General features: G+C 49.4%; 22 protein-coding genes and 1 other annotated feature. Of the genes, 15 read left to right on the plus strand and 7 right to left on the minus strand.

The window, feature by feature from the left end:
- The first annotated feature begins 189 nt into the window (after positions 1 to 189).
- Both IEX98_RS18450 and IEX98_RS18455 read left to right on the plus strand, forming a co-directional pair.
- Positions 190 to 1749 (plus strand): stalk domain-containing protein, encoded by a 1560-nt coding sequence (locus tag IEX98_RS18450; RefSeq protein ID WP_188890671.1) that lies wholly within the window; start codon positions 190 to 192, stop codon positions 1747 to 1749.
- 153 nt (positions 1750 to 1902) lie between these two features.
- The gene (locus IEX98_RS18455; RefSeq protein WP_188890672.1) at positions 1903 to 3726 is read left to right on the plus strand and encodes a B12-binding domain-containing radical SAM protein; all 1824 of its coding nucleotides are present in this window, start codon (positions 1903 to 1905) and stop codon (positions 3724 to 3726) included.
- 1161 nt (positions 3727 to 4887) lie between these two features.
- Here the strand turns inward: IEX98_RS18455 and IEX98_RS18460 are convergent.
- From IEX98_RS18460 to IEX98_RS18470, 3 genes are all read right to left on the minus strand, one after another.
- Positions 4888 to 5868: a type I phosphomannose isomerase catalytic subunit gene (locus tag IEX98_RS18460; protein ID WP_188890673.1), complete on the minus strand. Its 981-nt coding sequence runs from the start codon at positions 5866 to 5868 to the stop codon at positions 4888 to 4890.
- Between the two features lie 64 nt (positions 5869 to 5932).
- A complete protein-coding gene (locus tag IEX98_RS18465) occupies positions 5933 to 6517 on the minus strand; it encodes a class I SAM-dependent methyltransferase (RefSeq protein ID WP_188890674.1) in 585 nt (194 codons plus the stop codon).
- A 1-nt stretch (position 6518) separates the two neighbouring features.
- Positions 6519 to 7478, minus strand: a complete 960-nt coding sequence (locus tag IEX98_RS18470) for a TIGR01212 family radical SAM protein (RefSeq protein WP_188890675.1) — start codon at positions 7476 to 7478, stop codon at positions 6519 to 6521.
- A gap of 271 nt (positions 7479 to 7749) precedes the next feature.
- Between IEX98_RS18470 and IEX98_RS18475 the strand changes: the two genes are divergently transcribed.
- Together IEX98_RS18475 and trmB are read left to right on the plus strand one after the other, a co-directional pair.
- Positions 7750 to 7956 (plus strand): hypothetical protein, encoded by a 207-nt coding sequence (locus IEX98_RS18475; protein WP_188890676.1) that lies wholly within the window; start codon positions 7750 to 7752, stop codon positions 7954 to 7956.
- 128 nt (positions 7957 to 8084) lie between these two features.
- Entirely contained in the window at positions 8085 to 8873 is a 789-nt protein-coding gene (gene trmB, locus IEX98_RS18480; protein ID WP_188890677.1) for a tRNA (guanosine(46)-N7)-methyltransferase TrmB, read from the plus strand.
- Between the two features lie 36 nt (positions 8874 to 8909).
- On the opposite strand, the gene IEX98_RS18485 is transcribed toward trmB, so the two are convergent.
- Together IEX98_RS18485 and IEX98_RS18490 are read right to left on the minus strand one after the other, a co-directional pair.
- The gene (locus tag IEX98_RS18485; RefSeq protein ID WP_188890678.1) at positions 8910 to 9470 is read right to left on the minus strand and encodes a phosphatase PAP2 family protein; all 561 of its coding nucleotides are present in this window, start codon (positions 9468 to 9470) and stop codon (positions 8910 to 8912) included.
- A gap of 163 nt (positions 9471 to 9633) precedes the next feature.
- Complete coding sequence (locus IEX98_RS18490; RefSeq protein ID WP_188890679.1) at positions 9634 to 10017, minus strand: hypothetical protein; 384 nt, start codon at positions 10015 to 10017, stop codon at positions 9634 to 9636.
- A 31-nt stretch (positions 10018 to 10048) separates the two neighbouring features.
- On the opposite strand from IEX98_RS18490, the gene IEX98_RS18495 reads away from it, so the two are divergent.
- From IEX98_RS18495 to rplT, 4 genes are all read left to right on the plus strand, one after another.
- Positions 10049 to 11287, plus strand: a complete 1239-nt coding sequence (locus IEX98_RS18495) for a glycosyltransferase family 2 protein (protein ID WP_188890680.1) — start codon at positions 10049 to 10051, stop codon at positions 11285 to 11287.
- Positions 11288 to 11354: 67 nt separating this feature from the next.
- Positions 11355 to 11498: a sequence feature (ribosomal protein L20 leader region), on the plus strand.
- Positions 11499 to 11559: 61 nt separating this feature from the next.
- Positions 11560 to 12057: a translation initiation factor IF-3 gene (infC, locus tag IEX98_RS18500; protein ID WP_188890798.1), complete on the plus strand. Its 498-nt coding sequence runs from the start codon at positions 11560 to 11562 to the stop codon at positions 12055 to 12057.
- A gap of 20 nt (positions 12058 to 12077) precedes the next feature.
- Positions 12078 to 12278: a 50S ribosomal protein L35 gene (gene rpmI, locus IEX98_RS18505; protein ID WP_015842912.1), complete on the plus strand. Its 201-nt coding sequence runs from the start codon at positions 12078 to 12080 to the stop codon at positions 12276 to 12278.
- A 52-nt stretch (positions 12279 to 12330) separates the two neighbouring features.
- Positions 12331 to 12690, plus strand: a complete 360-nt coding sequence (gene rplT, locus IEX98_RS18510) for a 50S ribosomal protein L20 (protein WP_188890681.1) — start codon at positions 12331 to 12333, stop codon at positions 12688 to 12690.
- Positions 12691 to 13266: 576 nt separating this feature from the next.
- On the opposite strand, the gene IEX98_RS18515 is transcribed toward rplT, so the two are convergent.
- Entirely contained in the window at positions 13267 to 13932 is a 666-nt protein-coding gene (locus IEX98_RS18515) for a hypothetical protein (RefSeq protein WP_188890682.1), read from the minus strand.
- A gap of 286 nt (positions 13933 to 14218) precedes the next feature.
- Here IEX98_RS18515 and IEX98_RS18520 point away from each other — a divergent pair, with 286 nt between their 5' ends.
- Positions 14219 to 14680, plus strand: coding sequence for a hypothetical protein (locus IEX98_RS18520; RefSeq protein ID WP_188890683.1), 462 nt, complete (start codon positions 14219 to 14221; stop codon positions 14678 to 14680).
- Between the two features lie 9 nt (positions 14681 to 14689).
- On the opposite strand, the gene IEX98_RS18525 is transcribed toward IEX98_RS18520, so the two are convergent.
- Positions 14690 to 15166 carry a GNAT family N-acetyltransferase gene (locus tag IEX98_RS18525; RefSeq protein WP_188890684.1) on the minus strand — a complete coding sequence of 159 codons (477 nt, stop codon included), beginning with the start codon at positions 15164 to 15166 and terminating at the stop codon, positions 14690 to 14692.
- Positions 15167 to 15712: 546 nt separating this feature from the next.
- Between IEX98_RS18525 and ilvB the strand changes: the two genes are divergently transcribed.
- From ilvB to IEX98_RS18555, 6 genes are all read left to right on the plus strand, one after another.
- The gene (gene ilvB, locus IEX98_RS18530) at positions 15713 to 17455 is read left to right on the plus strand and encodes a biosynthetic-type acetolactate synthase large subunit (RefSeq protein WP_188890685.1); all 1743 of its coding nucleotides are present in this window, start codon (positions 15713 to 15715) and stop codon (positions 17453 to 17455) included.
- Complete coding sequence (ilvN, locus tag IEX98_RS18535; protein ID WP_188890686.1) at positions 17455 to 17937, plus strand: acetolactate synthase small subunit; 483 nt, start codon at positions 17455 to 17457, stop codon at positions 17935 to 17937. The genes ilvB and ilvN overlap by 1 nt, the downstream gene beginning before the upstream one ends.
- 140 nt (positions 17938 to 18077) lie before the next feature.
- Entirely contained in the window at positions 18078 to 19070 is a 993-nt protein-coding gene (gene ilvC, locus IEX98_RS18540) for a ketol-acid reductoisomerase (protein WP_042164161.1), read from the plus strand.
- A gap of 262 nt (positions 19071 to 19332) precedes the next feature.
- On the plus strand, positions 19333 to 19734 hold the full coding sequence (locus IEX98_RS18545) for a secondary thiamine-phosphate synthase enzyme YjbQ (RefSeq protein ID WP_188890687.1): 402 nt from the start codon (positions 19333 to 19335) through the stop codon (positions 19732 to 19734).
- Between the two features lie 140 nt (positions 19735 to 19874).
- Positions 19875 to 20957 carry a 3-isopropylmalate dehydrogenase gene (gene leuB, locus IEX98_RS18550; RefSeq protein WP_188890688.1) on the plus strand — a complete coding sequence of 361 codons (1083 nt, stop codon included), beginning with the start codon at positions 19875 to 19877 and terminating at the stop codon, positions 20955 to 20957.
- A 127-nt stretch (positions 20958 to 21084) separates the two neighbouring features.
- Positions 21085 to 21504, plus strand: a 420-nt coding sequence (locus tag IEX98_RS18555; RefSeq protein ID WP_229692251.1) for a peroxiredoxin, incomplete at its 3' end; no start/stop codon positions are given.

Consider the following 21504-nt stretch of genomic DNA (forward strand, 5'->3'; position numbering starts at 1 on the left):
GAAATCACTATATCATGATTGGGTTATCAATACTATTGGGATGCCGTAAAGCGGACCTCCGTTATCCCGAAGTTTGACTGCCAATCTATGAAAACCGTTTTCATAGACAAACAGCTCGCTGGAATGTTACGATAATAGAACTTGTGAATTCATTATGGGAATGTAGTAAAAAAATGGAGGATTACCGCTGTGAGAACACTACGATTGAAAATGCTGTTAAGCACTTGTATTACCGCGAGCCTGCTGCTCGCACCGCTGTCCGGCGGAGTTGCCAATGCTGCCGTTGCTCCTGTCTCAAGCGCGACCAAGCTTGCTGCTCCAGCAACGATAGCGAAGCCTATTTCGGTCTACGTCGACGATAAAAAGCTGACACTTACGACCGCTCCGTTTACGCAAGATGGCGTTACCCTCGTGCCTATGCGTCCGATCTTCGATGCGCTGGGCGCAACCGTATCCTGGGAAGCCAAAACAGAGACGATTATCGGCTCGAAATTCGGCGTAAGCATCTCGCTTAAGGTCGGCAAGAAAACGGCGATCGTCAATGGAAAATCGGTAAAGCTTGATGCTGCGCCAGTCGTTCGAAATGGCGTTACATATGTACCTGCACGTTTTATCGCGGAGTCGCTGGATGCGAATGTGAAATGGAACAGCAAGGAATCGTCGATTCGCATTACGACGAAGGAATATGAGAATTGGAAGCTGTACCAGCAGATTATGAAGGATGCCGAAGCAAGTCGTGTGAAGCTAACGACGGCACAACTGGTAGAGCAATACGATGACAGCATTGTAACGATTACGACCAACCGCGCATTAGGCAGCGGCATCGTCGTAGGGAAGTACTGGATTCTGACCAACTATCACGTTATGGAGGACGCTTCCTCCGCAACCGTTGTAACCGTAAACGGCGATGAACTGGAAGTGGCCGGCGTTGCCGCAGCCAATGAGAAAGCCGACTTGGCGATCATCCAGATGAAAGAGCCGCTGGATGCCACTCCGGTAAGCCTGGGTTATGACCTATTCTCCCGCAAAGGCGATAAAGTAATCGCAATCGGCAGCCCGCTGGGCTTGCAAAATACAGTGTCTGACGGATTGATCAGCAATTTCATCTACGAGAACGGCGTCCGTTATATTCAGACGAGTGCGCCAATTGACCACGGCAGCTCTGGCGGTGCCCTGTTCAATGAATACGGAGAACTGATCGGCATTACATCTGCCGGCATCACGTCGAATGCAGACCTGAACTTTGCAGTAGCCGTAAGTCATGCGACGCTAATGCTTGGCAGCCTGGGCAATAAACCGGCTGCCAATGTGAAGTTTCTGGACCCGACCCTCCCGGCTACCCTGGTAGGTGAATCGGAAGATACGATCCGCGCTCTGATGGACAAGCATTTCTCCGCTGTTCAGTTGGAAGATGGAACAGCTAAATTTACGGACTGGTCAGTAAAACGTGATTCCGAGGGCTGGCTCGTTATTTCGGCGAATATCGATCCTTCTTTCTATATGATGTACGGAAGCTCAATCGCAGCGGAGTTGCGTTCCTGGTCCATTAATATCGGCTCCGAGCTGAACCGGATGCTTCCGGGCGAGAAAATTCAGTTCCTGGTCAAGTTTGACCGGACTTACGGCTTCAAGCCGCGCGGCTATGCAGCGGATGAAGTGACGGATCTCGGCAGCGACAAGTGGCGCCTGGCGTTTACGGTAGTCGACATGCAATTGAAAAATACGCTGATCATTAAAGTTAGAGATTAATGCCATCATTTATTTTTTAGCATAGGTAAGATAGAGTGGATGAGGTTACCCCTCAGCATTGGTGCTGAAGGGGGCCTCTTCTTTTTTGCCCGGCTATTCGGTACAATAGTAGTGATTTTGGTTCAGTTAGATTGAAGTTAGAGAGGTAACGCTATGAAAGTCGTATTAAGCACCCTAAATGCCAAATATATTCACACATCCCTTGCCCTTCGTTGTTTGAAGGCGTATAGCGAGAAAGACTTCGATATTGATATTGCTGAATACACCATTAAAGATCCGGCGATGAACATCGTCTCCGATCTGTATTCCCGTAATCCCGATGTGGTAGGCTTCTCCTGCTATATCTGGAATATCGAAGAGACGATTACGGTTATCGGCATGCTGCGTAAAATCAATCCGAAGCTGAAAATCGTCCTTGGCGGACCGGAGGTCAGCTATGATACTGAGTTCTGGATGGAGCGGATTCCTGAAGTTGATTTCATCGTCGTTGGAGAAGGGGAAGAGACCTTCCACCATCTGCTTACCGAGCTTAGCGGCGCGTCCAAGTTCCATATGGTTTTTGGCTTGGCTTACCGGAAGCAGCGTGCAGACCGGGTCGAGATTCTTGTCAATCCGGGCCGTCCGAAGCTGGATCTGGCTACGCTGCCTTCACCTTACCGGTTTAAGGAGGATATTCCGACGCTGGCGAACCGCATCGTTTATTTTGAGACGAGCAGAGGTTGTCCGTTTAGCTGCCAGTTCTGTTTGTCGAGCATTGAGGTGGGCGTTCGTTATTTCGATATGGACCGCACGAAGGCAGATATTTTGTATCTGATCGATTCTGGCGCCAAACTGATTAAATTTGTCGACCGTACGTTCAACATTAAGCGGGATTACGCACTCGAAATGTTCCAGTTCCTTATTGAGAACCATCGCGGCTGCGTGTTTCAGTTTGAGATTACCGCGGACATTATGCGTCCCGAGGTGTTGGATTATTTGTCTGAGCATGCGCCGCCGGGCGTATTCCGGTTCGAGATTGGCGTGCAGTCGACGAATGACCCGACCAACCTTGCTGTACAGCGCCGTCAAAACTGGTCGAAGCTAGTGCGTACTGTAACGAAGGTGAAGGAGTCGGGTAAGATCGATCAGCATTTGGACTTGATCGCCGGATTGCCTTTGGAAAATTACGAGACGTTCAGCGGCACGTTCAACGATGTTTTTGCTCTGCGTCCGGAAGAATTACAGCTAGGCTTCCTGAAAATGCTCCGTGGCACCGGTCTTCGCCGCGACGCCGACAAATGGGGCTATATTTACATGGATCAATCGCCATATGAGATGCTGGGCAATGATCTGATGCCATTTGGCGACATCGTCCGCATTAAACGGGTAGAAGATGTGCTTGAGAAATATTGGAATGGGCATCGGATGGACCGTACACTTCTCTATTTGGTGGACAACGTATTTCCATCGGCGTTTGCTTTTTTCCAGACGTTTGGAGACTATTGGGAAACGCGCGGCTGGCAAAAGATCGGCCACCAGTTAGAGGACCTGTTCTCCCGTCTTTGGGCGTTCCTTAATGAGTACAAGGAGCATGACGCAGCTTCCGGCGGCGGCAAGCTGGATCTGGAAGTCGTGCTTGGCTTGATGAAATACGACTTCTTCCTGAACCATAATTACAAGCCGCGCAAAACGTGGTGGGAGTTCACGATGGACAAATCGGTATGGGGAAGCTGGATGCGTCTTCTGGTGGAGCGGCCTGAGGACGTCTCGGCTGAATTTGCACAGCACCGCTTGTCCGAGAGGGAATTGCAGAAGCATGCGGTCATCGAGACGCTGCCGTTCGATTTGGCTGCGTACCTGGAGACCGGCGAGATCCGCAAGGATAGCGCAACGCTGCTTGCTGTGCTGTATGCGCTGGACGGCAGCGGCGGCAATAAGCCGGTTCCGAAGCCTTACATGTTGAAAATAAGCGGCGCGGCGCAAATTGCCGGCGCTTAAATCATTAGCAGCTTCGCAGGGATTGCACCTGCGAAGCTATTTTTTTGTTCCCGCGACTAGGCAAAAAAGCTGTCGATTTTTACGGTAACTAGTTAGATGCTTAGGTGAAGGTCCGACTATTTCTCGGTCAGAGATTGTATGTTGAGTGTGCTAGCAGTTTCTTGCCCGTGTGCAGCGAATCCGATTCGTTTTTTAAGGAAGCAAGGTTCGCAGTAAAAGGGATTACTCGAACCTTGCTTGCGATTAGCGAATAGAATTTCGTTTTTCGCGAAGCTGTGTTCACGGATAGCGAAATTTGCTTCGCTATCGATTGGCTTGATGCTAGTATGGGCTGCAACAGCGAAGATAGGTTCGCAAAACAGCGAACCAGCTTCGCTCGGGCGCAGAGGTGATGATCAGGAAGGCTGCCGATTCCCTAACCACAGATTGGACGTTGGCATGAACTGCAACAGCGAAGATGGGTTCACAAATCACGGAACTAGCTTCGCTCTAGCGGCGTTATTACGACGGAAGGAAGCGAAAATTGATTCGTTAAACAACAGCGGACGTGTTCATGAGCTGTCTGCACCTTACTTCAGAAATCAAAATGTAAAAATACATGTTGGAGGACGAATTTTCGACGATTTACCGCCTCAAAATGCAAATGTGCAGGTTGAACGGCGTAAAAAGCTCTAAAAGGGTGGATTTGGAGGTTTTCAAATGTACTTTTACATTTTGATAGCGATTTTGGGCGGTTTGAGGCTCAACAAAATGTACATTTGCATTTTGTTCCTCACATGGCATGGGTAAAGCTGGCAGGTGGAGTTAATAGTGCTCTAGTTAGCCGTGTAGGTTGGAGTGACTAAGCGAAATAAAGTAAAGAAGACAAAAGACAAGAAAAGAATTGAAAAGAATTGCATGAAATAGCAGATCAGAGGAGAGAAGAAGAGCAGAAGAGCAGAAGAGAAGAGAAGAGAAGAGAAGAGAAGAGAAGAGAAGAGAAGAGAAGAGAAGAGAAGAGAAGAGAAGAGCAACACAGTTACTGAGCAGAGCTTCTCGACACCCTAGCGAGCGGTAAGTCGCCGCGCTCTTCTTGTCGCGCTGTCCATACAAGCTGCTGCTCCCTAGCATAAAATAAGAGCCCGATGCAGCTGCATCGGGCTCTTATTCCATTAATCCGTCTTAAGCAGGAACGACGCTGCGAAGCACCGTCATCGATCCGTCCAGCTCATAGCCGCCAAGGTTTGCAGGAAGCAGGAAGCATTCGCCTGCTTTCACGTCGAGGCTGCCATCCGCCCAGTTCAGCTTGCCGCTGCCTTCGGCAACGACAACGATAACGAAGCTTTCCGCCGATGTGGAGTAAGCCGCTTTGGAAGCGACGATGCCTTTTTCAACGATAAAGTATGGGGAAGATGCGATCGTCAGCCATTCGCCGTCGGCGATGCCTTCGGTTGTCATACGGCTTGCGCCCGAGCCCTCATAAGCGATAACGTTCAGCGAATCCTCGATGTGCAGCTCGCGCAGCTCACCGTCCAATCCGAGGCGGTTATAGTCGTACAAGCGGTAGGTCGTGTCCGAGTTTTGTTGGATTTCTGCTACTACAACACCTGCGCAAAGCGCGTGAACAGTACCTGCTGGGATGTAGAAGGCATCGCCCGCTTTAACCGAAACTTCTTGAAGAGTGTCGGTAATGCGGCCTTCTGAGATAGCAGCTTCCATGGCCGCGCGATCAACGCCGTCTTTCAGGCCGTAGATGATTTTTGCACCCGGCTTCGCATCGAGAATGTACCACATTTCGGTTTTGCCCAGCTCGCCGGCAGGCAGGCCTGCATAGTCATCTGTCGGGTGAACTTGAACCGAGAGATCGTCATTGCAGTCCAACAGCTTGATCAAGAGCGGGAAGCGGCCGTTTTTCTCGGAAAAGCCTTTTGTTCCGAAAAATTCACGTCCATAGGCTTCGCGGATTTCATCCAGTCCTTTGCCTGCAAGCTCGCCATTAACGACCTTCGTCGTTCCGTTCGGGTGATCGCCGATCATCCAGCCTTCGCCAATGGATCCTTCAGGAAGCGCCAGGCCGAACTGTTCCAGCGCGCGTCCGCCCCAGATGCGTTCTTTCATTTCCGGTTGAAATTGAAGCGGGTAAGGTTTTACTGCTGTAGTCATTAATCTCTCTCCCTGTTGTTTAATTTTTTTAATAGTTGTTTGAATGTGAGGATAAATCGAATGTCTAGCGTTGTCTTTTCTCGACAGCTACCAGATAAGGCGCCGTTTTGCGCTGCGGCTGCCGGTAGACAACAGCTGCAGCGATGGAGCCCGGCAGCTGCGTAGCCCAGGCTTCAACGGCTGCTGCTTCCAATTCCCCGCCAGGATGGCCAGGGTAGAGAACGCAGGTAACGATGCCTCCGGGACGGAGCAGCGATAACGCAGCGTCCAGAGCTGCAATAGTCGTCTCCGGCTGCGTAATGACAGATTCATCGCCGCCCGGTAAATAGCCGAGGTTGAACATGACGGCAGCGACTTTCTCGTGTGCGTCCTCATCTACCGCGGCGGCCATTTCGGCATGACTCTGAAGCAGCAGTCTAAGCCGGGGCAGACGGTCTTCTGTCGCAAGAGAGGCAAGCCGTTCCTGCGTCCGGTCCAGCGCTTCCTGCTGAATATCGAAAGCGTATACGGTTCCTCCCGATCCTACGAGCGAAGCCAGCGCTAGCGTGTCGACACCGCCTCCTGCGGTAGCGTCGATGACGGTATCGCCCAGGCCTGTCCGCTCGGCGATCCATTTATGAGCCATGCTCAGGACAGACAGGAAACCCATGCTAGTTGTTCCCCCACAGTTTGCCCTGCCAGGTATCGCGGCGCTTCAGCTCGTCGTCGATGGCATTAAGCACTTCCCATTTCTTCAAGCTCCAAGTCGGGCCAATCAGCAAATCGCGAGGTGCGTCGCCGGTCAGGCGATGAACGATCATCTCCGGCGGCAAAAACTCCAGCGAGTCGACAATGAGCTTCACATATTCGTCCTGCTCCAGAAAACGCAGCAGACCTGCTTCATACTGGCGAACCATCGGCGTCTTGCGCATGAGGTGGAGCAGGTGGATCTTAATTCCCTGTACGTCCATCTTCGCTACTGCGCGGCCAGTATCAAGCATCATTTCATGCGTTTCCTGCGGCAGGCCATAGATAATATGGGCACAGACACGGATGCCGCGCTCCCGAAGGCGGCGCACCGCATCGAGATAGCATTCGGTGTCATGCGCGCGATTGATAAGCGTCGATGTCGATTCGTGAATCGTCTGAAGACCCATTTCTACCCATAAGTATGTGCGTTCGTTCAACTCGGCCAAATAGTCGACGACATCATCGGGCAAGCAGTCGGGACGGGTAGCGATGGATAATCCAACGACGCCCGGCTGCTGCAAAATCTCTTCATAGTACTCGCGCAGCTCTTCAACCGGCGCGTAAGTATTGGTATAAGCCTGAAAGTAGCCGATGTACTTGGCATCCGGCCATTTCAGATGCTGGCGGTCACGGATCGTGTTGAACTGCGTGACCAGATCGTCACGCCGTCTGCCGGCGAAATCGCCGGACCCTCGTGCGCTGCAGAACGTGCAACCGCCTTTGGCGATCGTACCGTCGCGGTTGGGGCAAGTAAAGCCCGCGTCGAGCATTACTTTAAACACCTTGCCGCCGAACTGCTCGCGCATTTCGTAATTCCATGTATGAAATCGTTTATCGCCCCACAGTTGCGGCTGCTGAGGCGTCATTTGCAATGCGTTCATTTATTTCTCCTTCTTCCTTAAAGGCTGCCCCTCTATTTTATCGGATATCGTGCTGAAATGCCATGCCCGATTAGACCCGCTAACTTGGTTGAAATCAACTGGAAATTAAAACGTTTTCAAAATAAATTAGGCTTGCTATACCTTACATGATCTGTTATATTAAAAGTGTGAAAAGACAATAAAAAAACCTTACATGCCTTAATCGTAGCGATTGTCATAGAACGTCGATTAACTGGAAATGCTGTATAATAAATCGATGAGGTGATATGAAATGAGTCAAACGACAAAAATTCCGCATGGCGATGAGAAAGTTACGGTTGAGTTAACGGTGAAAGAGCTGATGGTGCTTAGCGGCGTCCGCTTTCCCAATAATCATCTTCTAGAAGTATCCGCACGCAAAAAATTAAATGAAGTGCTGGAGGAAACATTTGAGATTGAGCCGAGCAGCAGCCCGATTAATTATCAAATGCTTACTTAATTCCATATTCGCAAATCAGCCGCAGGAGCTCCTGCGGCTTTTCTATTTGCCGTGAACCCTTTACATGGGAGGCGGTCTTGGGGCAAAATAAGAATCAGTTTAATGGAGTCTAGGAGGACAAGATCAGTATGCGTCTAAGAGGAAGAAAAGGAATTCGCGAAAGTATAGAAGCACAGCCGGAGCTGGTTGTACTTGATGCCGCTCCGCATAAAGGCAAGTGGCGTGAGTTTTTCGGCAATGACAATCCGATCTACATCGAGCTGGGCATGGGCAAAGGCAGATTCATCAGCCATATGAGCGCCCGCAATCCGGAGATTAATTTTATCGGTGTCGATATGTATGACGAGTTGATTCGTCGCGCCAGTGAAAAGGCCCGCGCGGTATGGGAAGAAAAAGGGGAAGAAAATCCGCCTAATCTTGCGCTCCTTCGCGCTAATATCGAGAATATCGAGAACATGTTTGAGCCGGGAGAACTACAGCGGATTCATCTGAATTTCAGCGATCCATGGCCAAAAAGCAAACACGCCCGCCGCAGACTGACACATCCGCGTTTTCTCGCGAAATATGCGCAGCTGCTGAACGAGCGCGGTGAGATTCATTTTAAGACAGATTCGCAGTCTCTGTTCGAGTTTTCGCTGAACAGCTTTGCCGAAGTGGAAATGCAGCTTCGCAATATATCGCTTCACCTTCATAAGGAGGGACCGCGAGAGGATCTCGTGTTCACCGAGTATGAAATGAAGTTCATGGGCAAAGGCCAGCCGATCTACCGGCTAGAAGCCGTGATCGGCGAAACCGCGCTGGAGCAATACCGTTCCAGCAAGCGAGAGGCAGCGAGCCGTGAAGCGGCGGCTGCGGAAGCCGATGAAGCTGCCGAAGCCGCAGAACAAGCCGATCGGGAAGAAACCGAAACCGAGTAACAGCAATGACATTAAGCCGGAAACTCCAGCATGGAGCTAGACCGGAGTCACCCAGTTATATTCGACCGCGATGGCCGTCAGCGTGCCGATGAGCGCGCCGACGGCAACGTCGGAAGGATAATGCAGGCCCAGATACATCCTCGACCAGCCCACCGATACCCCGATAATGACCGCAACTGGAAGCGCAATAACGAACCAGGGACCGCTCGCCGCAACCAGCGGAATGAGCCAAGCAAAGATAGCGGTCGTATGACCGGAAGGAAAAGAGGAGTCCACTAGCGGCTTCCTGCCCGTATTCATTCCCTCCAGCGCCTGATAAGGGCGCAGCCTCTTAAATTTTCTTTTTACGATAAAAACAGGAAAATGACTGATAACAACTGCGGTAAAGCAATGCCAGCCCGTAGTGTTCCAAGGAGCCGGAGCGAGTAGCGCGAAGAGCAGCGAGCTCAAAACGGTGAACGAAGCACCGCCCATATGGGTTACTGTAGACAGCCATTTGCCCAGCCATCGATGCAACCTTCTGTGTACCCGCCTTTGATTCGCCCAGACGATGAACTCCTGTTCGCGGGTTCTCAGCCATTCTATCATTCGTCTCATCCGTATCCTCCTAATAAATCATCGAGGGCAAAGCTCGATTCGCACACATTATACCCGATATTACGACGAAAATGTTTAAAATATAATAAGTTGTTGATTTGAAATTTATATGAAGGCTTTACGTATTACAAAACGGCCCGATTGGTAAAGCTTATATGGAAGACTAGGCCTTCAGGGTCATCCGGTTCACGGTTTCGACACAATGCGCCGCCCGCACGGTTAGAAACTTTTTCGCAACTTTTCTCGTATGTAAGGTCGGAAGTGCTAAAAAATCAGCAAATGGATGAAAATAAGGGCGACGCGCCGCAAAAGGAGGTAATTGTGATATTGATGCGCCATGGAAGCGTTTTTCCGGTTGGAAAATGCATATTGGCGGCAAATTAAGGTTTTGACAAAGATGGTCATTGTGTGGAAAATCAGATAGGTCGCAGAACGCTTCCAAATAGATAAAGCGCTGTACACCAGACAAGAGAGAGAGTAATAAAGAGCCTGTCGGGGCCAAGCGGCATTGTTTTCGGGCATGTACGCCGGTGATCAGAACGGGCAATTAAAAAGGGGTCTCAAGGGGGCAGTACCGAATGTTTAATACGATAATGTTTGTGTTTCAAATCGGATTTGCTTTGTTAGGTCTGTATCAGCTGTTTTTAACGTTTTTTGGCTGGAGCAGGAAGAAAGAGGATTTATCCCATGCGCCGCAAAAGAAATTCGCACTGCTTATCGCGGCCCATAATGAAGAGCAGGTCGTTGGTGCATTAATCGAGAATTTGCTGAAAATGAAATACCCTCGTGAGCTGTACGATATTTTCGTCATTTGCGACAACTGCACGGACGGAACGGTCAAAGTCGTGAACAGCTATGATGGCGTCTACGCCTGCGAGCGCGTCAACACGAATCAGCGCGGCAAAGGCTACGCTGTGGAGTGGATGCTTAAAGAGCTTTGGAAAATGCCGAAAAACTATGATGGCGTTTGTATTTTTGACGCTGACAACCTGGTGGCAACCGACTTCCTGCAGTACATGAACAATGATCTGTGCAACGGAAACCGCGTCATTCAAGGTTACCTGGATACGAAAAACCCGAACGACTCGTGGGTTAGCTCCGCCAATGCGATCAACTACTGGTTCTGCAACCGGTTGTGGCAGCTGCCGCGTACAAACTTGAAGCTCGCTAACTTCTTGGGCGGCACGGGCATGTGCTTTGAAGCCAAGCTGCTGAAAGAAATGGGCTGGGGCGCAACGAGCCTTGTAGAGGATCTGGAGTTCACGGTTCGCTGTATTAAAAAGGGCATTTACCCGAAATTCAATTTTGAAGCGAAAGTGTTTGACGAAAAGCCAATCACGTTCCAAGCTTCCGCACGTCAGCGGCTGCGCTGGATGCAAGGCCACTTCGACGTCACCCGCAAATATATGCTGCCGCTGTTGTGGCAGGGCATTAAAGAAGGCAGCTGGACGAAAATCGATGCTGCGCTGTACGTATTCAATGCGTATAACTACCTAGCCGGCTTCTTTATCACAACGATCGTCTGGGGCGATATCTTCTTGTCCGGCGGCGACAATGTGACTTCGGTTTACAACATGCTGCCGATATGGCTGAGTATCCCGTACATGCTGTATATTTTCACTCAAATCCCGCTTTCGATGTACATGGCGAAAGTCGACTGGAAGCTGTACCTGCGAATTCCGACGTTCCTGTTGTTCACACTGTCGTGGTGGCCGATTACAGTTCATGCCTTTTTCACGCAAAACAACAAGAAGTGGAGCCATACGCAGCATACGCGCGTTATCCGGCTGGAAGAAGTGCAAAGCAAACAGCTGTAAAAGAGTTGACACCCGCATGGTGGCTATGATATATTAACTCGGTAGCAGTTTTGAAAAGATGAATAGTACGCACAAGAAGAAGCACCCGCTTCTCACCTTTCGGCAACGGCTGACTGGTTTGCGATAATCGATTGTTATCGAACATTTCGTATGAAATGATGAGAACGGTTATGGAATGCGGGTTCGCGTGAACCCGCATTTTTTTTATTTTCTTGTAACTATCCACAAGAATTCCACTTTGGAGGTGGCACGTTATTAGCAGAGAACATCAAATCAACGATGAGATCCGGGCTAGAGAAGTTCGTCTTGTAGGCGCAGAAGGTGAGCAAATCGGTATTAAATCGATTCGCGATGCAATGCAGATGGCCATTGATTTAAACCTGGATCTGGTGAACGTCGCTCCTACGGCTAAGCCGCCGGTATGTCGCATTATGGACTACGGCAAATTCCGTTACGAGCAGCAGAAGAAAGAGAAAGAAGCTCGCAAAAATCAAAAAATCGTCGACTTGAAGGAAGTTTGGTTCCGTGCGAACATTGATGAGCATGACTACCAAACAAAATTCCGTAACGTCGTGAAATTTTTGAACGAAGGCGACAAAGTCAAAGCTTCCGTTCGGTTCCGCGGGCGTGAAATCGCGCATGCGTCGATCGGCCAGAAGATTCTGGACCGTCTGGCGCAAGAGGTTGCCGAAATATGCAGCGTTGAACGTGCACCGAAGCTGGAAGGCCGGAGCATGATTATGATTTTGGCACCAAAAAGCAACACTTAATTAAAGGGAGGATAAACGACATGCCTAAGATGAAAACACACAGCAGTCTGAAAGACCGCTTCAAAATTACCGGTACTGGTAAAGTAAAACGCTATAAAGCGTACCGCAACCACTTGCTGTCCCACAAATCGGGACGTCAAAAACGTGTGCTTGCTGGCCAACCGCTTATGGCAGCTGGCGACGTTCGCCGCATTCAGCAAGGTCTCGCTAACCTTAAATAGTATTGTACGACCATTATAAAAAGCAAATTCAACTTACAGGAGGTTTCCACTCATGGCAAGAGTTAAAGGCGGTTTTGTCCGCACTCGTCGTCGGAAAAGAATTCTAAAGCTAGCTAAAGGTTATTTCGGTTCGAAACATCGTCTGTTTAAAACAGCGAAGGAGCAAGTAGGCAAATCCCTGCTGTATGCTTACCGTGACCGTCGTACGAAAAAACGCGACTTCCGCAGACTGTGGATCGTTCGTATCAACGCGGCTGCTCGCCTGAACGGCCTGTCGTACAACAAATTCATGTACGGCTTGAAACTGGCTGGCGTAGAAGTTAACCGCAAAATGCTTGCTGACCTGGCTGTTAACGACATCAACTCGTTCAACTCCCTTGCAGGCGTTGCAAAAGCGAAAATCAACGCTTAGTATCTGCTAAGCGATATTGAAGAGGTTGTCCCGTAATGGGACAACCTCTTCTTTTTTTGTTGTACTGGTCTGTGCTGTGCTGTAGCTTGGACATAGACATGTATGCTATTTAAGCGTAGGAACCTTGGTAAGTCGGCGTGTGCACTGATTCGTGAGCATTGGAGAGTGTGTAAGTGTTACATATAAGTCGTAATATCTTTTCTCCGTCTACTTAGATAATTTGCCTTTAAAAATAACTAACTCTGCCCTCTGTCCTTTACTGAGCCCAGATTCTCGTACTAACTACCCACCGCAAAAAGTTACCTTATTATGTCGCTTTTTTCCCTAATTAGAGACCGTTTATGGTGAAACGAAGCTGTAAGTTATAAAAGTAAACAGTGGAGGCAATTGAATTCGCAATAGAGAAAAAACTTCACTTATTTCCCGAAAAGCAAGCGGAAAGGGCCGATCACCATAAAATTCAAGAAAAAATATCATTATGCAGCGAAGAGAATTTCTTTAAGTAGCTTGAGCAGCCCAATTAATAACTTATAGGTTCAAAATTAACCCGCCATGCTCGCCATACAAGTAAATATATTACTCAACAAAGTTGTTTAGGTGGTAGTATGTAATCCGTTTAGCCTCGGGGGAGGGGCAGGTAAGTACGCCTTCTTCCAGCAGCTTGCGCAGCCAGTTGCTGGCTGTCCGCCTTGAGACTTGAAAAAGTCTTGTAACGTCATCTGGCCGGATTTTTCCCTCTCTGCGAATAGCGAACTGGGTGATGAGCTGCTTTTTGATTTCCCATAGCTGAAGGTTGTCGCCGCTTTGGGGGCCGTATGTCCGTGACCACCAGTAGCCGATAGCTTGCATAAGCGTCTGGCTGCAGCGCTCCGGCTGGTGCTCGACTTGCCAAGCGGAAAAGCGAAGCAGCAGCCAACCGGAAAGGATCAGATCGTTTTGACGTGACAGGTGATCATTAAATTCACCGTGGTTAATATCTCTCGCGTGTGTGGTAAACCCGTCCACCTCAATGAGTAAGCGAGTGCCGTTGCGGGTGTACACAAAATCAGCAAAACGCTGGCCTCCCTTATAATCGCGAAAAGGAAATTCCGCCGTTAATCCTTCGTAGCGGTAACTAAAAGCAGGGCCCCATACCTGCTCTAGGAACAGTAATTCCATTCTGCCCAGCTTGCTGCGAAGCTTACCGTTTTGCACAGCCTCTCGTTCAAAGGCTTCAATAAATCGGGTTAATTCGTAGTGCATATCTTCGCCTCCTCATTCATGATCAGAGAATAAAAAAACACCCCGGGCCTTTAGCGTCAAATACGCCAAGACCGGGGTGTGCTTCACTCCCTGAAATATGAAATAATTGTATGTTATTTCCAGTAAGAAAACAATATGTTCTTATCGGGTCCACTATGCAGTCACGAACTTTCCCGCCTCCCCCTCTATAAGTACATATCCATTTCTATCCCTATCGGACAAACAAACAAGCAAATAGATTTAAAGCGAATAAACTATAGAACAACGGGGAAAGGAGGGATTTGGCATGGGTAATGTCACTAAGGAACGGGCAAAGCAATTAGTCGGTAAAACGATCTATGCGATGCGCAAAGATGGTTCAGTCGTAAAAGGCAAACTCGTTCGGGTGCATAACAACAAGCTCGTCATTGCTCCGCTGAGGAAAAAAACCAAAGGCAAAACCGTTCAAACAAAGGGGTTTTTGCTCCCGCTTGTTCTTTTTGATCTGCTTGCAATCGGTACGCTTCCATTCTTTGGAGGCGGCTTCGGTGGCGGCTGTGGCTGTGGTGGCGGCGGCTGCGGCAACTGTGGCGGAGGCGGCTACGGCGGAGGCTACGGAGGCGGTTACGGTGGTGGCGGCTATGGTATAAAAGGCTACAACGGCAACGGCTACGGAGGCGGTTACGGCCAAGGCTATGGCGGCAGCTACGGAGGCGGTTATGGTCAAGGCTATGGCCAAGGTTACGGTCAAGGCTACAACGGCTACTAATTTAAGAAACTAGATTCCTTGCTGAGGCTGGGGCGAAGCAAGCGTCTTAACCATTTCGTAGCAGCGCAATTCAGGATCATATCGAACGGCTTGATAACCAAGTCTGGTGTAAAAGCGTTGTGCTTTTGCATTGATATCATCTACGAAAAGCTTTGCGTGTGTACAGTGATGGGTTGTGCCGTATGCTTCGCAGCTGGCCATCAGCTTTTTGCCCCATTCCCGATTGCGGTGATGGGGGTGGGTAACGAGCATATCGATGTAGAGAAGCGGCCCATACTGTTCAAAATGAACAAAGCCGTACGGCTTTGTGGTTTTTCCCGCAGCTGCAACGTAAGTAATGCCGGTCCGAAAACGGACGGGCAGCTCTCGTATAGCATGCGCATCAAGCGGATGAACGGAATGGGCAAGAGGCATTAATTCCGTGCGGATCAAGCTGAAAATTTCAGAATCATCGGTTCTGGAGTTTCGCATTCGTATTGTAGGCATCAACAAAACAATCCTTCCTGTTCAGGAATGAGATTGCCAAAAACGGCTATACTACCATATGTGCAAATAGGCGCTGGCGGAACGTGTCCGTAATTTTTTGGAATGTACGCTGGAATGTTCTTGACGTAAGAGAATTGACGGAATATAATGAAAGCAATCTTATTTTTTAATATGTCATCGGCAATGATGAGGACGAAGTATTAAGGGCCCTTTTGCTCAGAGAGTGGACGGATTTGCTGCAACCGTCGCCAGAATCCCTTTTTGCGAGCTCACCTCGGAGCTGTTTCCCTGAAAAGCAATTTGCGTATTAGGGGAAATCGCAAGGCACGCGTTACTGTGCCACAGGTATGGACGTTATGTGCGCGCACACGTTCTTACCTATTGAGGTTATACATCGAGAGATGTATAACGAATTTGGGTGGTACCACGGAAGTTCAACCTTTCGTCCCTCGAGTCTTCGATTTATGCGAAGCGAGAGGGGCGGAAGGTTTTTTTGTTTTCGTCGAACTAAAAAAGGTATGAAGTAAGCTAGGAGGAGGATGGCAGATGGTCACGCAAAGTGCAACACTGAAGTCAAAGCAAGAATTAATCGAAAAATTGCAGAAGCCTGAAGTAATTACAGGTTCTGAAATGTTACTCCGTAGTTTGGTGCTGGAAGGCGTCGAATGCGTGTTTGGCTATCCGGGCGGCGCAGTGTTGTACATTTACGACGCGATGCACGGATTCTCCGATTTCAATCATGTGCTTACCCGCCACGAGCAAGGAGCGATTCATGCAGCAGACGGCTACGCACGTGCTAGCGGTAAAGTTGGCGTATGTATCGCAACATCGGGCCCAGGGGCAACGAATCTTGTAACGGGTATCGCAACTGCATATATGGATTCTGTACCGCTCGTGGTCATTACAGGCAACGTTATCTCCAGCCTGATTGGCAGCGACGCTTTCCAAGAGGCGGACATTACAGGTATTACAATGCCGATTACTAAGCACAGCTACCTGGTTCGCGACGTAGAAGATTTGCCGCGTGTCATTCATGAGGCATTCCACATTGCGAATTCGGGCCGTAAAGGACCGGTATTGATCGACATTCCAAAGGACGTATCGGCGAACAAAGCTTTGTTCAAACCGGTAACAGAAGTGAGCATCCGCGGCTACAACCCTACGGTTTCGCCGAATAAGCTCCAAGTTGACAGACTGATTCAGGCAATTGAGCAAGCAGAACGCCCGCTGATTCTTGCAGGCGGCGGCGTTGTATACTCCGGTGCTCACGAGGAATTGCTCGAATTTGTAACGAAGACGGAAATTCCGATCACGACAACGCTTCTTGGTCTTGGCGGATTCCCAAGCGGCAACGATCTGTGGCTCGGCATGCCGGGCATGCACGGAACGTACACGGCTAATAAATCGATTCAAAGCGCAGACCTGCTGATTAACATCGGAGCTCGCTTCGATGACCGCGTTACTGGTAAACTTTCCGGCTTTGCGCCGCTGGCGAAAATCGTTCATATCGATATCGACCCGGCTGAAATCGGTAAAAACGTACCGACGGATATTCCAATCGTTGGCGATGTAAAAACGGTTCTGCAAATTGCGAACCAGCAAGCGAAACGCGCCGATAAAGCAGACGCTTGGCGTGCGAAGCTGCAAGCATCGAAGCTGGAATTCCCGTTCAGCTACAAAGATTCGGAAGAAGTGCTGAAGCCGCAATGGGTTGTGGAGATGATTCACGACACGACGAACGGCGATGCAATTGTAACGACGGACGTAGGCCAACATCAAATGTGGGCTGCGCAGTATTACAACTTCAACAAACCGCGCTCTTGGGTAACCTCCGGCGGCCTTGGCACGATGGGCTTCGGATTCCCTTCCGCGATTGGCGCTCAAATGGCTAATCCGGATCGGGTGGTTGTTTCGATCAACGGCGACGGCGGCATGCAAATGTGCGCGCAAGAGCTTGCGATTTGCGCGATCAACAACATTCCGGTTAAAGTTGCGATCATCAACAACCAAGTGCTCGGCATGGTTCGTCAATGGCAAGAGCTTATCTATGATAACCGTTACAGCCATATTGACCTCGCCGGCAGCCCGGATTTTGTTAAGCTTTCTGAAGCTTATGGCGTTCGCGGCTTCCGCGCAACAAACAAGGAAGACGCTCGCAAGGTATGGGAGGAAGCACTCCGCCATCCGGGCCCAGCGGTCGTAGAATTCGTCGTAAACAAAGAAGAAAACGTGTATCCGATGGTTGCCCAAGGAAGCACGATCGACGAAATGATCATGGGGGATGCGTAATGAAAAAGCATACAATTGCAGTAATCGTTAATGACCAGCCCGGCGTTCTGCAACGCGTATCCGGCTTGTTCGGCCGCCGCGGCTTCAATATTGAGAGCATTACAGTAGGAACAAGCGAAGAGCAAGGCCTCTCCCGCATGGTTATCGTCACTTCCGGCGATGACCATACGCTGGAGCAGGTAACCAAACAGCTCTACAAGCTGATTGATGTCATTAAAGTTATCGATCTCAGCTCCAACCCGATGGTTGCCCGCGAGCTTGCGCTTATTAAAGTAAGCGCAGAGCCTGCGTCTCGTCCGGAAATACTCGGCGTTGTCGAAACCTTCCGTGCGGCTGTCGTCGATATCGGCACTCATTCGCTTATTGTACAAGTTGTCGGCGATACCGAGAAAATCGATGCGATGGTCGAGCTCTTGAAGCCTTACGGTATTCGCGAGCTGTCCCGCACAGGCGTAACTGCACTGAATCGCGGCAGCAAGTAATAACGAAGACATCCAATTAAGACAGTCACTCAAATTAACAATCCCGCTTTGAGCGGGAGTTTAAGGGGAGAATCGAACTTACGTTTTCTCTACTTAAACACCCGTTCAAAAGGGTTAAATTAAAGGAGGCAATTATTAACATGGCAGTTACTATGTACTATGAAAAAGACTCAGACATCAGCGTTCTCCAAGGTAAAACAATTGCAGTTATCGGTTACGGAAGCCAAGGCCACGCGCAAGCACAAAACCTTCGCGACAGCGGCCTGAAAGTTGTTATCGGCCTTCGTCCAGGCAAATCCGCTGACGTTGCTAAAAAAGACGGCTTCGAGGTTCTGACTGTTGCTGAAGCGACTAAAGTTGCTGACGTAGTTCAAATCTTGCTGCCAGACGAAACTCAAGCAAAAGTATATGCGGAAGAAATCGAGCCAAACCTGAAAAAAGGCGCTTCGCTCATGTTCTCCCACGGCTTCAACGTTCACTACGGTCAAATCGTAGCTAACAAAGATACAGACGTATTCCTGGTTGCTCCTAAATCGCCAGGTCACATGGTTCGCCGTACTTACCAAGAAGGCTTTGGCGTTCCTGGCTTGATCGCGATTCACCAAGATGCTTCCGGCAAAGCTAAAGAAATCGGTCTTGCTTATGCAAAAGGTATCGGCTGTACGCGTGCAGGCGTTATCGAAACTTCTTTCAAAGAAGAAACAGAAACTGACTTGTTCGGTGAGCAAGCAGTACTGTGCGGCGGCGCTTCCGCGCTCGTTAAAGCAGGCTTCGAAACTTTGGTTGAAGCTGGCTACGCTCCAGAAATGGCTTACTTCGAGTGCTTGCACGAGCTGAAGCTGATCGTTGACCTGATGTATGAAGGCGGACTTGCAACAATGCGCGATTCCATCTCCAACACAGCTGAATACGGCGACTATGTAACAGGTCCTCGTATCGTTACTGAAGAAACGAAGAAAGAAATGAAACGCGTTCTGGAAGACATCCAATCCGGCCGTTTCGCTCGTGACTTCATCCTTGAAAACCAATCGAACCGTGCAATGCTGACGGCTACTCGCCGTAACGAAGCTGCTCACCCAATCGAGCAAACTGGTGCACAGCTGCGCGAACTGATGCACTGGATCAAGAAGTAATTAACGACTCCAGTTCATATTGGCAGTCTAGCTTAAAATAGGCTGCAAATGAACGATATTATCCCGGTTCGCCGGAGCAAGTCCGGATGCTTTGTCGTATCCGTTGGCTGCGCTCTGCGCGAGCCGGGATTATTCTGTTATGCGGTTGAAGATGCCGTAATGAAAAAAGCCCTATTGAGGGCTTTTTTCATTATGCAGGTTCGCATATTATATACATCCTATATTGCTATACTTCATCCGACTAGAAAGGAGGGAATCGGAAATGGTCATTAAAGAAACGTTGCGAACGTCCAAACGGGACGAGATGATCGATATTACGCGCCAGATAGCCGCCGTTGTTGCCCGTGAAGGGCTGTCGGACGGGCTTGCGGTCATCTATTGCCCGCACACGACAGCAGGCATTACGATTCAGGAGAACGCCGATCCGGACGTCAAGCATGACATTCTGATGCGGCTGGATGAAGTGTATCCGTGGGAGCATCCGAAATACCGCCATGCTGAAGGAAATACAGCTTCCCATTTAAAGGCGCTAACAACCGGGACAAGCCAGACCGTAGTGGTTAGCGGCGGACGTTTGCTGCTGGGAACGTGGCAGGGCATTTATTTTTGCGAGTTTGATGGGCCAAGAAGCCGTACTTTTCATGTTAAGCTGCTTCATGGATAGCGATGAAACGGTATGCTTATAAGGTTTGCCTATAAAGATGATAGATTTTATATCTTTGTTTAAATGGACGAAATGTGGTACAAATGATAATAGGTTGAGAATCGCTAATTGAGCATAAATAAGGGAGTGTACAGATTATTATGTCAGAAGTTAAAAAAATCGCGGTTATCGCAGGCGACGGCATTGGTCCCGAGGTAGTAGGCGAAGCGCTTAAAGTATTGAAAAAAACGGAAGAACTGTTCGGTTATCAATTCGAAACGGAAAACGGCTTGTTTGGCGGTATTGCTATCGACGAGAAAGGCACACCGCTGCCGCAAGAAACGCTTGATCTTTGCAAAGGCGCAGACGCAGTACTGCTTGGCGCTGTTGGCGGACCGAAATGGGACAACAACTCGAAAGAGCTTCGTCCAGAGACTGGCTTGCTGGGCATTCGCAAAGAGCTGGGCTTGTTCTCGAACATCCGTCCTGCAACGGTATTCGATTGCTTGAAAGAAGCATCGACGCTGAAACCGGAAGTGCTGGAAGGCACTGACCTTATCGTTGTTCGTGAGCTGACAGGCGGCATCTACTTCGGCGAGAAATTCCGCCGCGAAGGTGCAAACGGCGAAGAAGCCGTTGATACTTGTGTCTACAACGTACAAGAGGTTGAGCGCATCGTTCGCCAAGCATTCGATATCGCAATGACTCGCGGCAAACGTCTGGCTTCGGTCGACAAAGCGAACGTTCTGGAAACTTCCCGCCTGTGGCGCGAAGTCGTTAACCGGATTGCGCCTGAGTATCCGGAAGTTGAGCTGGAGCACGTACTCGTCGACAACTGCGCTATGCAATTGCTTCGCCGTCCTTCGAGCTTTGACGTTATCGTAACGGAAAATATGTTCGGCGACATCTTGAGTGACGAAGCGGCTATGCTGACAGGTTCGATCGGCATGTTGTCCTCTGCTTCGCTGGGCGAAGGCAGCTTCGGCCTGTATGAGCCGGTCCACGGTTCTGCTCCTGACATTGCGGGACAAGGCATCTCCAACCCAATTGCAACGATTCTCTCGGTTGCACTGATGTTCCGTCTTACATTCGGTTACCATGAGGCAGCTCAAGTTATTGAAGATGCGGTTAAAAATGTACTGGATGCCGGCCACCGTACTGGCGATATCGCAGTGGATAAGAGCAAAGCAATTGGTACGATCGAAATGGGCGACCTTATCGTTGCAGCAATGAAAAAAGCTTAATTATAATTATTATAAAAAAATAAAGACTTTAATATTGACTTTATTATCGTCTGATGATAATATTTATCAAGTGAGTCACCCATAAAGTGACGAAAAATATTATGGATAGGTCAAGGAGGAATTCAATATGGCAGAACGTTTGGTAGGCCGCCCGGCACCTGATTTTACGATGGATACAGCAACTGGTGACGGTAAAGATTTCGGAACGGCATCTCTTTCGGATTACAAAGGCAAATGGCTTGTTCTATTCTTCTACCCACTGGACTTTACATTCGTATGTCCGACAGAAATTACAGCTCTGAGCCTTGCTGCTGAAGAGTTCTCCAAGCTGAACACTGAAGTTCTTGGCGTCAGCGTAGATAGCAAACATAGCCACCGTGCATGGATTAACACGCCGGTTAACGATAATGGTCTTGGCCAGCTGAACTTCCCGCTTGCTGCAGACATCACGAAAAAAGTAGCATCCGACTACGGCGTGCTGATCGAAGAAGAAGGTATCGCGCTTCGCGGCCTGTACATCATCGATCCGCAAGGCGAAGTGAAATAT

It is taken from the genome of Paenibacillus radicis (ex Gao et al. 2016), from assembly GCF_014641555.1.
GTDB classification, from domain to species: domain Bacteria; phylum Bacillota; class Bacilli; order Paenibacillales; family Paenibacillaceae; genus Pristimantibacillus; species Pristimantibacillus radicis.

Excerpts from the sequence above, each read along its gene's own strand:
- IEX98_RS18455 (WP_188890672.1), top strand. The coding sequence starts at position 1,903 with ATGAAAGTCGTATTAAGCACCCTAAATGCCAAATATATTCACACATCC.
- IEX98_RS18460 (WP_188890673.1), bottom strand. The coding sequence starts at position 5,868 with ATGACTACAGCAGTAAAACCTTACCCGCTTCAATTTCAACCGGAAATG.
- IEX98_RS18465 (WP_188890674.1), bottom strand. The coding sequence starts at position 6,517 with ATGGGTTTCCTGTCTGTCCTGAGCATGGCTCATAAATGGATCGCCGAG.
- IEX98_RS18470 (WP_188890675.1), bottom strand. The coding sequence starts at position 7,478 with ATGAACGCATTGCAAATGACGCCTCAGCAGCCGCAACTGTGGGGCGAT.
- IEX98_RS18475 (WP_188890676.1), top strand. The coding sequence starts at position 7,750 with ATGAGTCAAACGACAAAAATTCCGCATGGCGATGAGAAAGTTACGGTT.
- trmB (WP_188890677.1), top strand. The coding sequence starts at position 8,085 with ATGCGTCTAAGAGGAAGAAAAGGAATTCGCGAAAGTATAGAAGCACAG.
- IEX98_RS18485 (WP_188890678.1), bottom strand. The coding sequence starts at position 9,470 with ATGAGACGAATGATAGAATGGCTGAGAACCCGCGAACAGGAGTTCATC.
- IEX98_RS18495 (WP_188890680.1), top strand. The coding sequence starts at position 10,049 with ATGTTTAATACGATAATGTTTGTGTTTCAAATCGGATTTGCTTTGTTA.
- rpmI (WP_015842912.1), top strand. The coding sequence starts at position 12,078 with ATGCCTAAGATGAAAACACACAGCAGTCTGAAAGACCGCTTCAAAATT.
- rplT (WP_188890681.1), top strand. The coding sequence starts at position 12,331 with ATGGCAAGAGTTAAAGGCGGTTTTGTCCGCACTCGTCGTCGGAAAAGA.
- IEX98_RS18515 (WP_188890682.1), bottom strand. The coding sequence starts at position 13,932 with ATGCACTACGAATTAACCCGATTTATTGAAGCCTTTGAACGAGAGGCT.
- IEX98_RS18520 (WP_188890683.1), top strand. The coding sequence starts at position 14,219 with ATGGGTAATGTCACTAAGGAACGGGCAAAGCAATTAGTCGGTAAAACG.
- IEX98_RS18525 (WP_188890684.1), bottom strand. The coding sequence starts at position 15,166 with ATGCCTACAATACGAATGCGAAACTCCAGAACCGATGATTCTGAAATT.
- ilvB (WP_188890685.1), top strand. The coding sequence starts at position 15,713 with ATGGTCACGCAAAGTGCAACACTGAAGTCAAAGCAAGAATTAATCGAA.
- ilvN (WP_188890686.1), top strand. The coding sequence starts at position 17,455 with ATGAAAAAGCATACAATTGCAGTAATCGTTAATGACCAGCCCGGCGTT.
- ilvC (WP_042164161.1), top strand. The coding sequence starts at position 18,078 with ATGGCAGTTACTATGTACTATGAAAAAGACTCAGACATCAGCGTTCTC.
- IEX98_RS18545 (WP_188890687.1), top strand. The coding sequence starts at position 19,333 with ATGGTCATTAAAGAAACGTTGCGAACGTCCAAACGGGACGAGATGATC.
- leuB (WP_188890688.1), top strand. The coding sequence starts at position 19,875 with ATGTCAGAAGTTAAAAAAATCGCGGTTATCGCAGGCGACGGCATTGGT.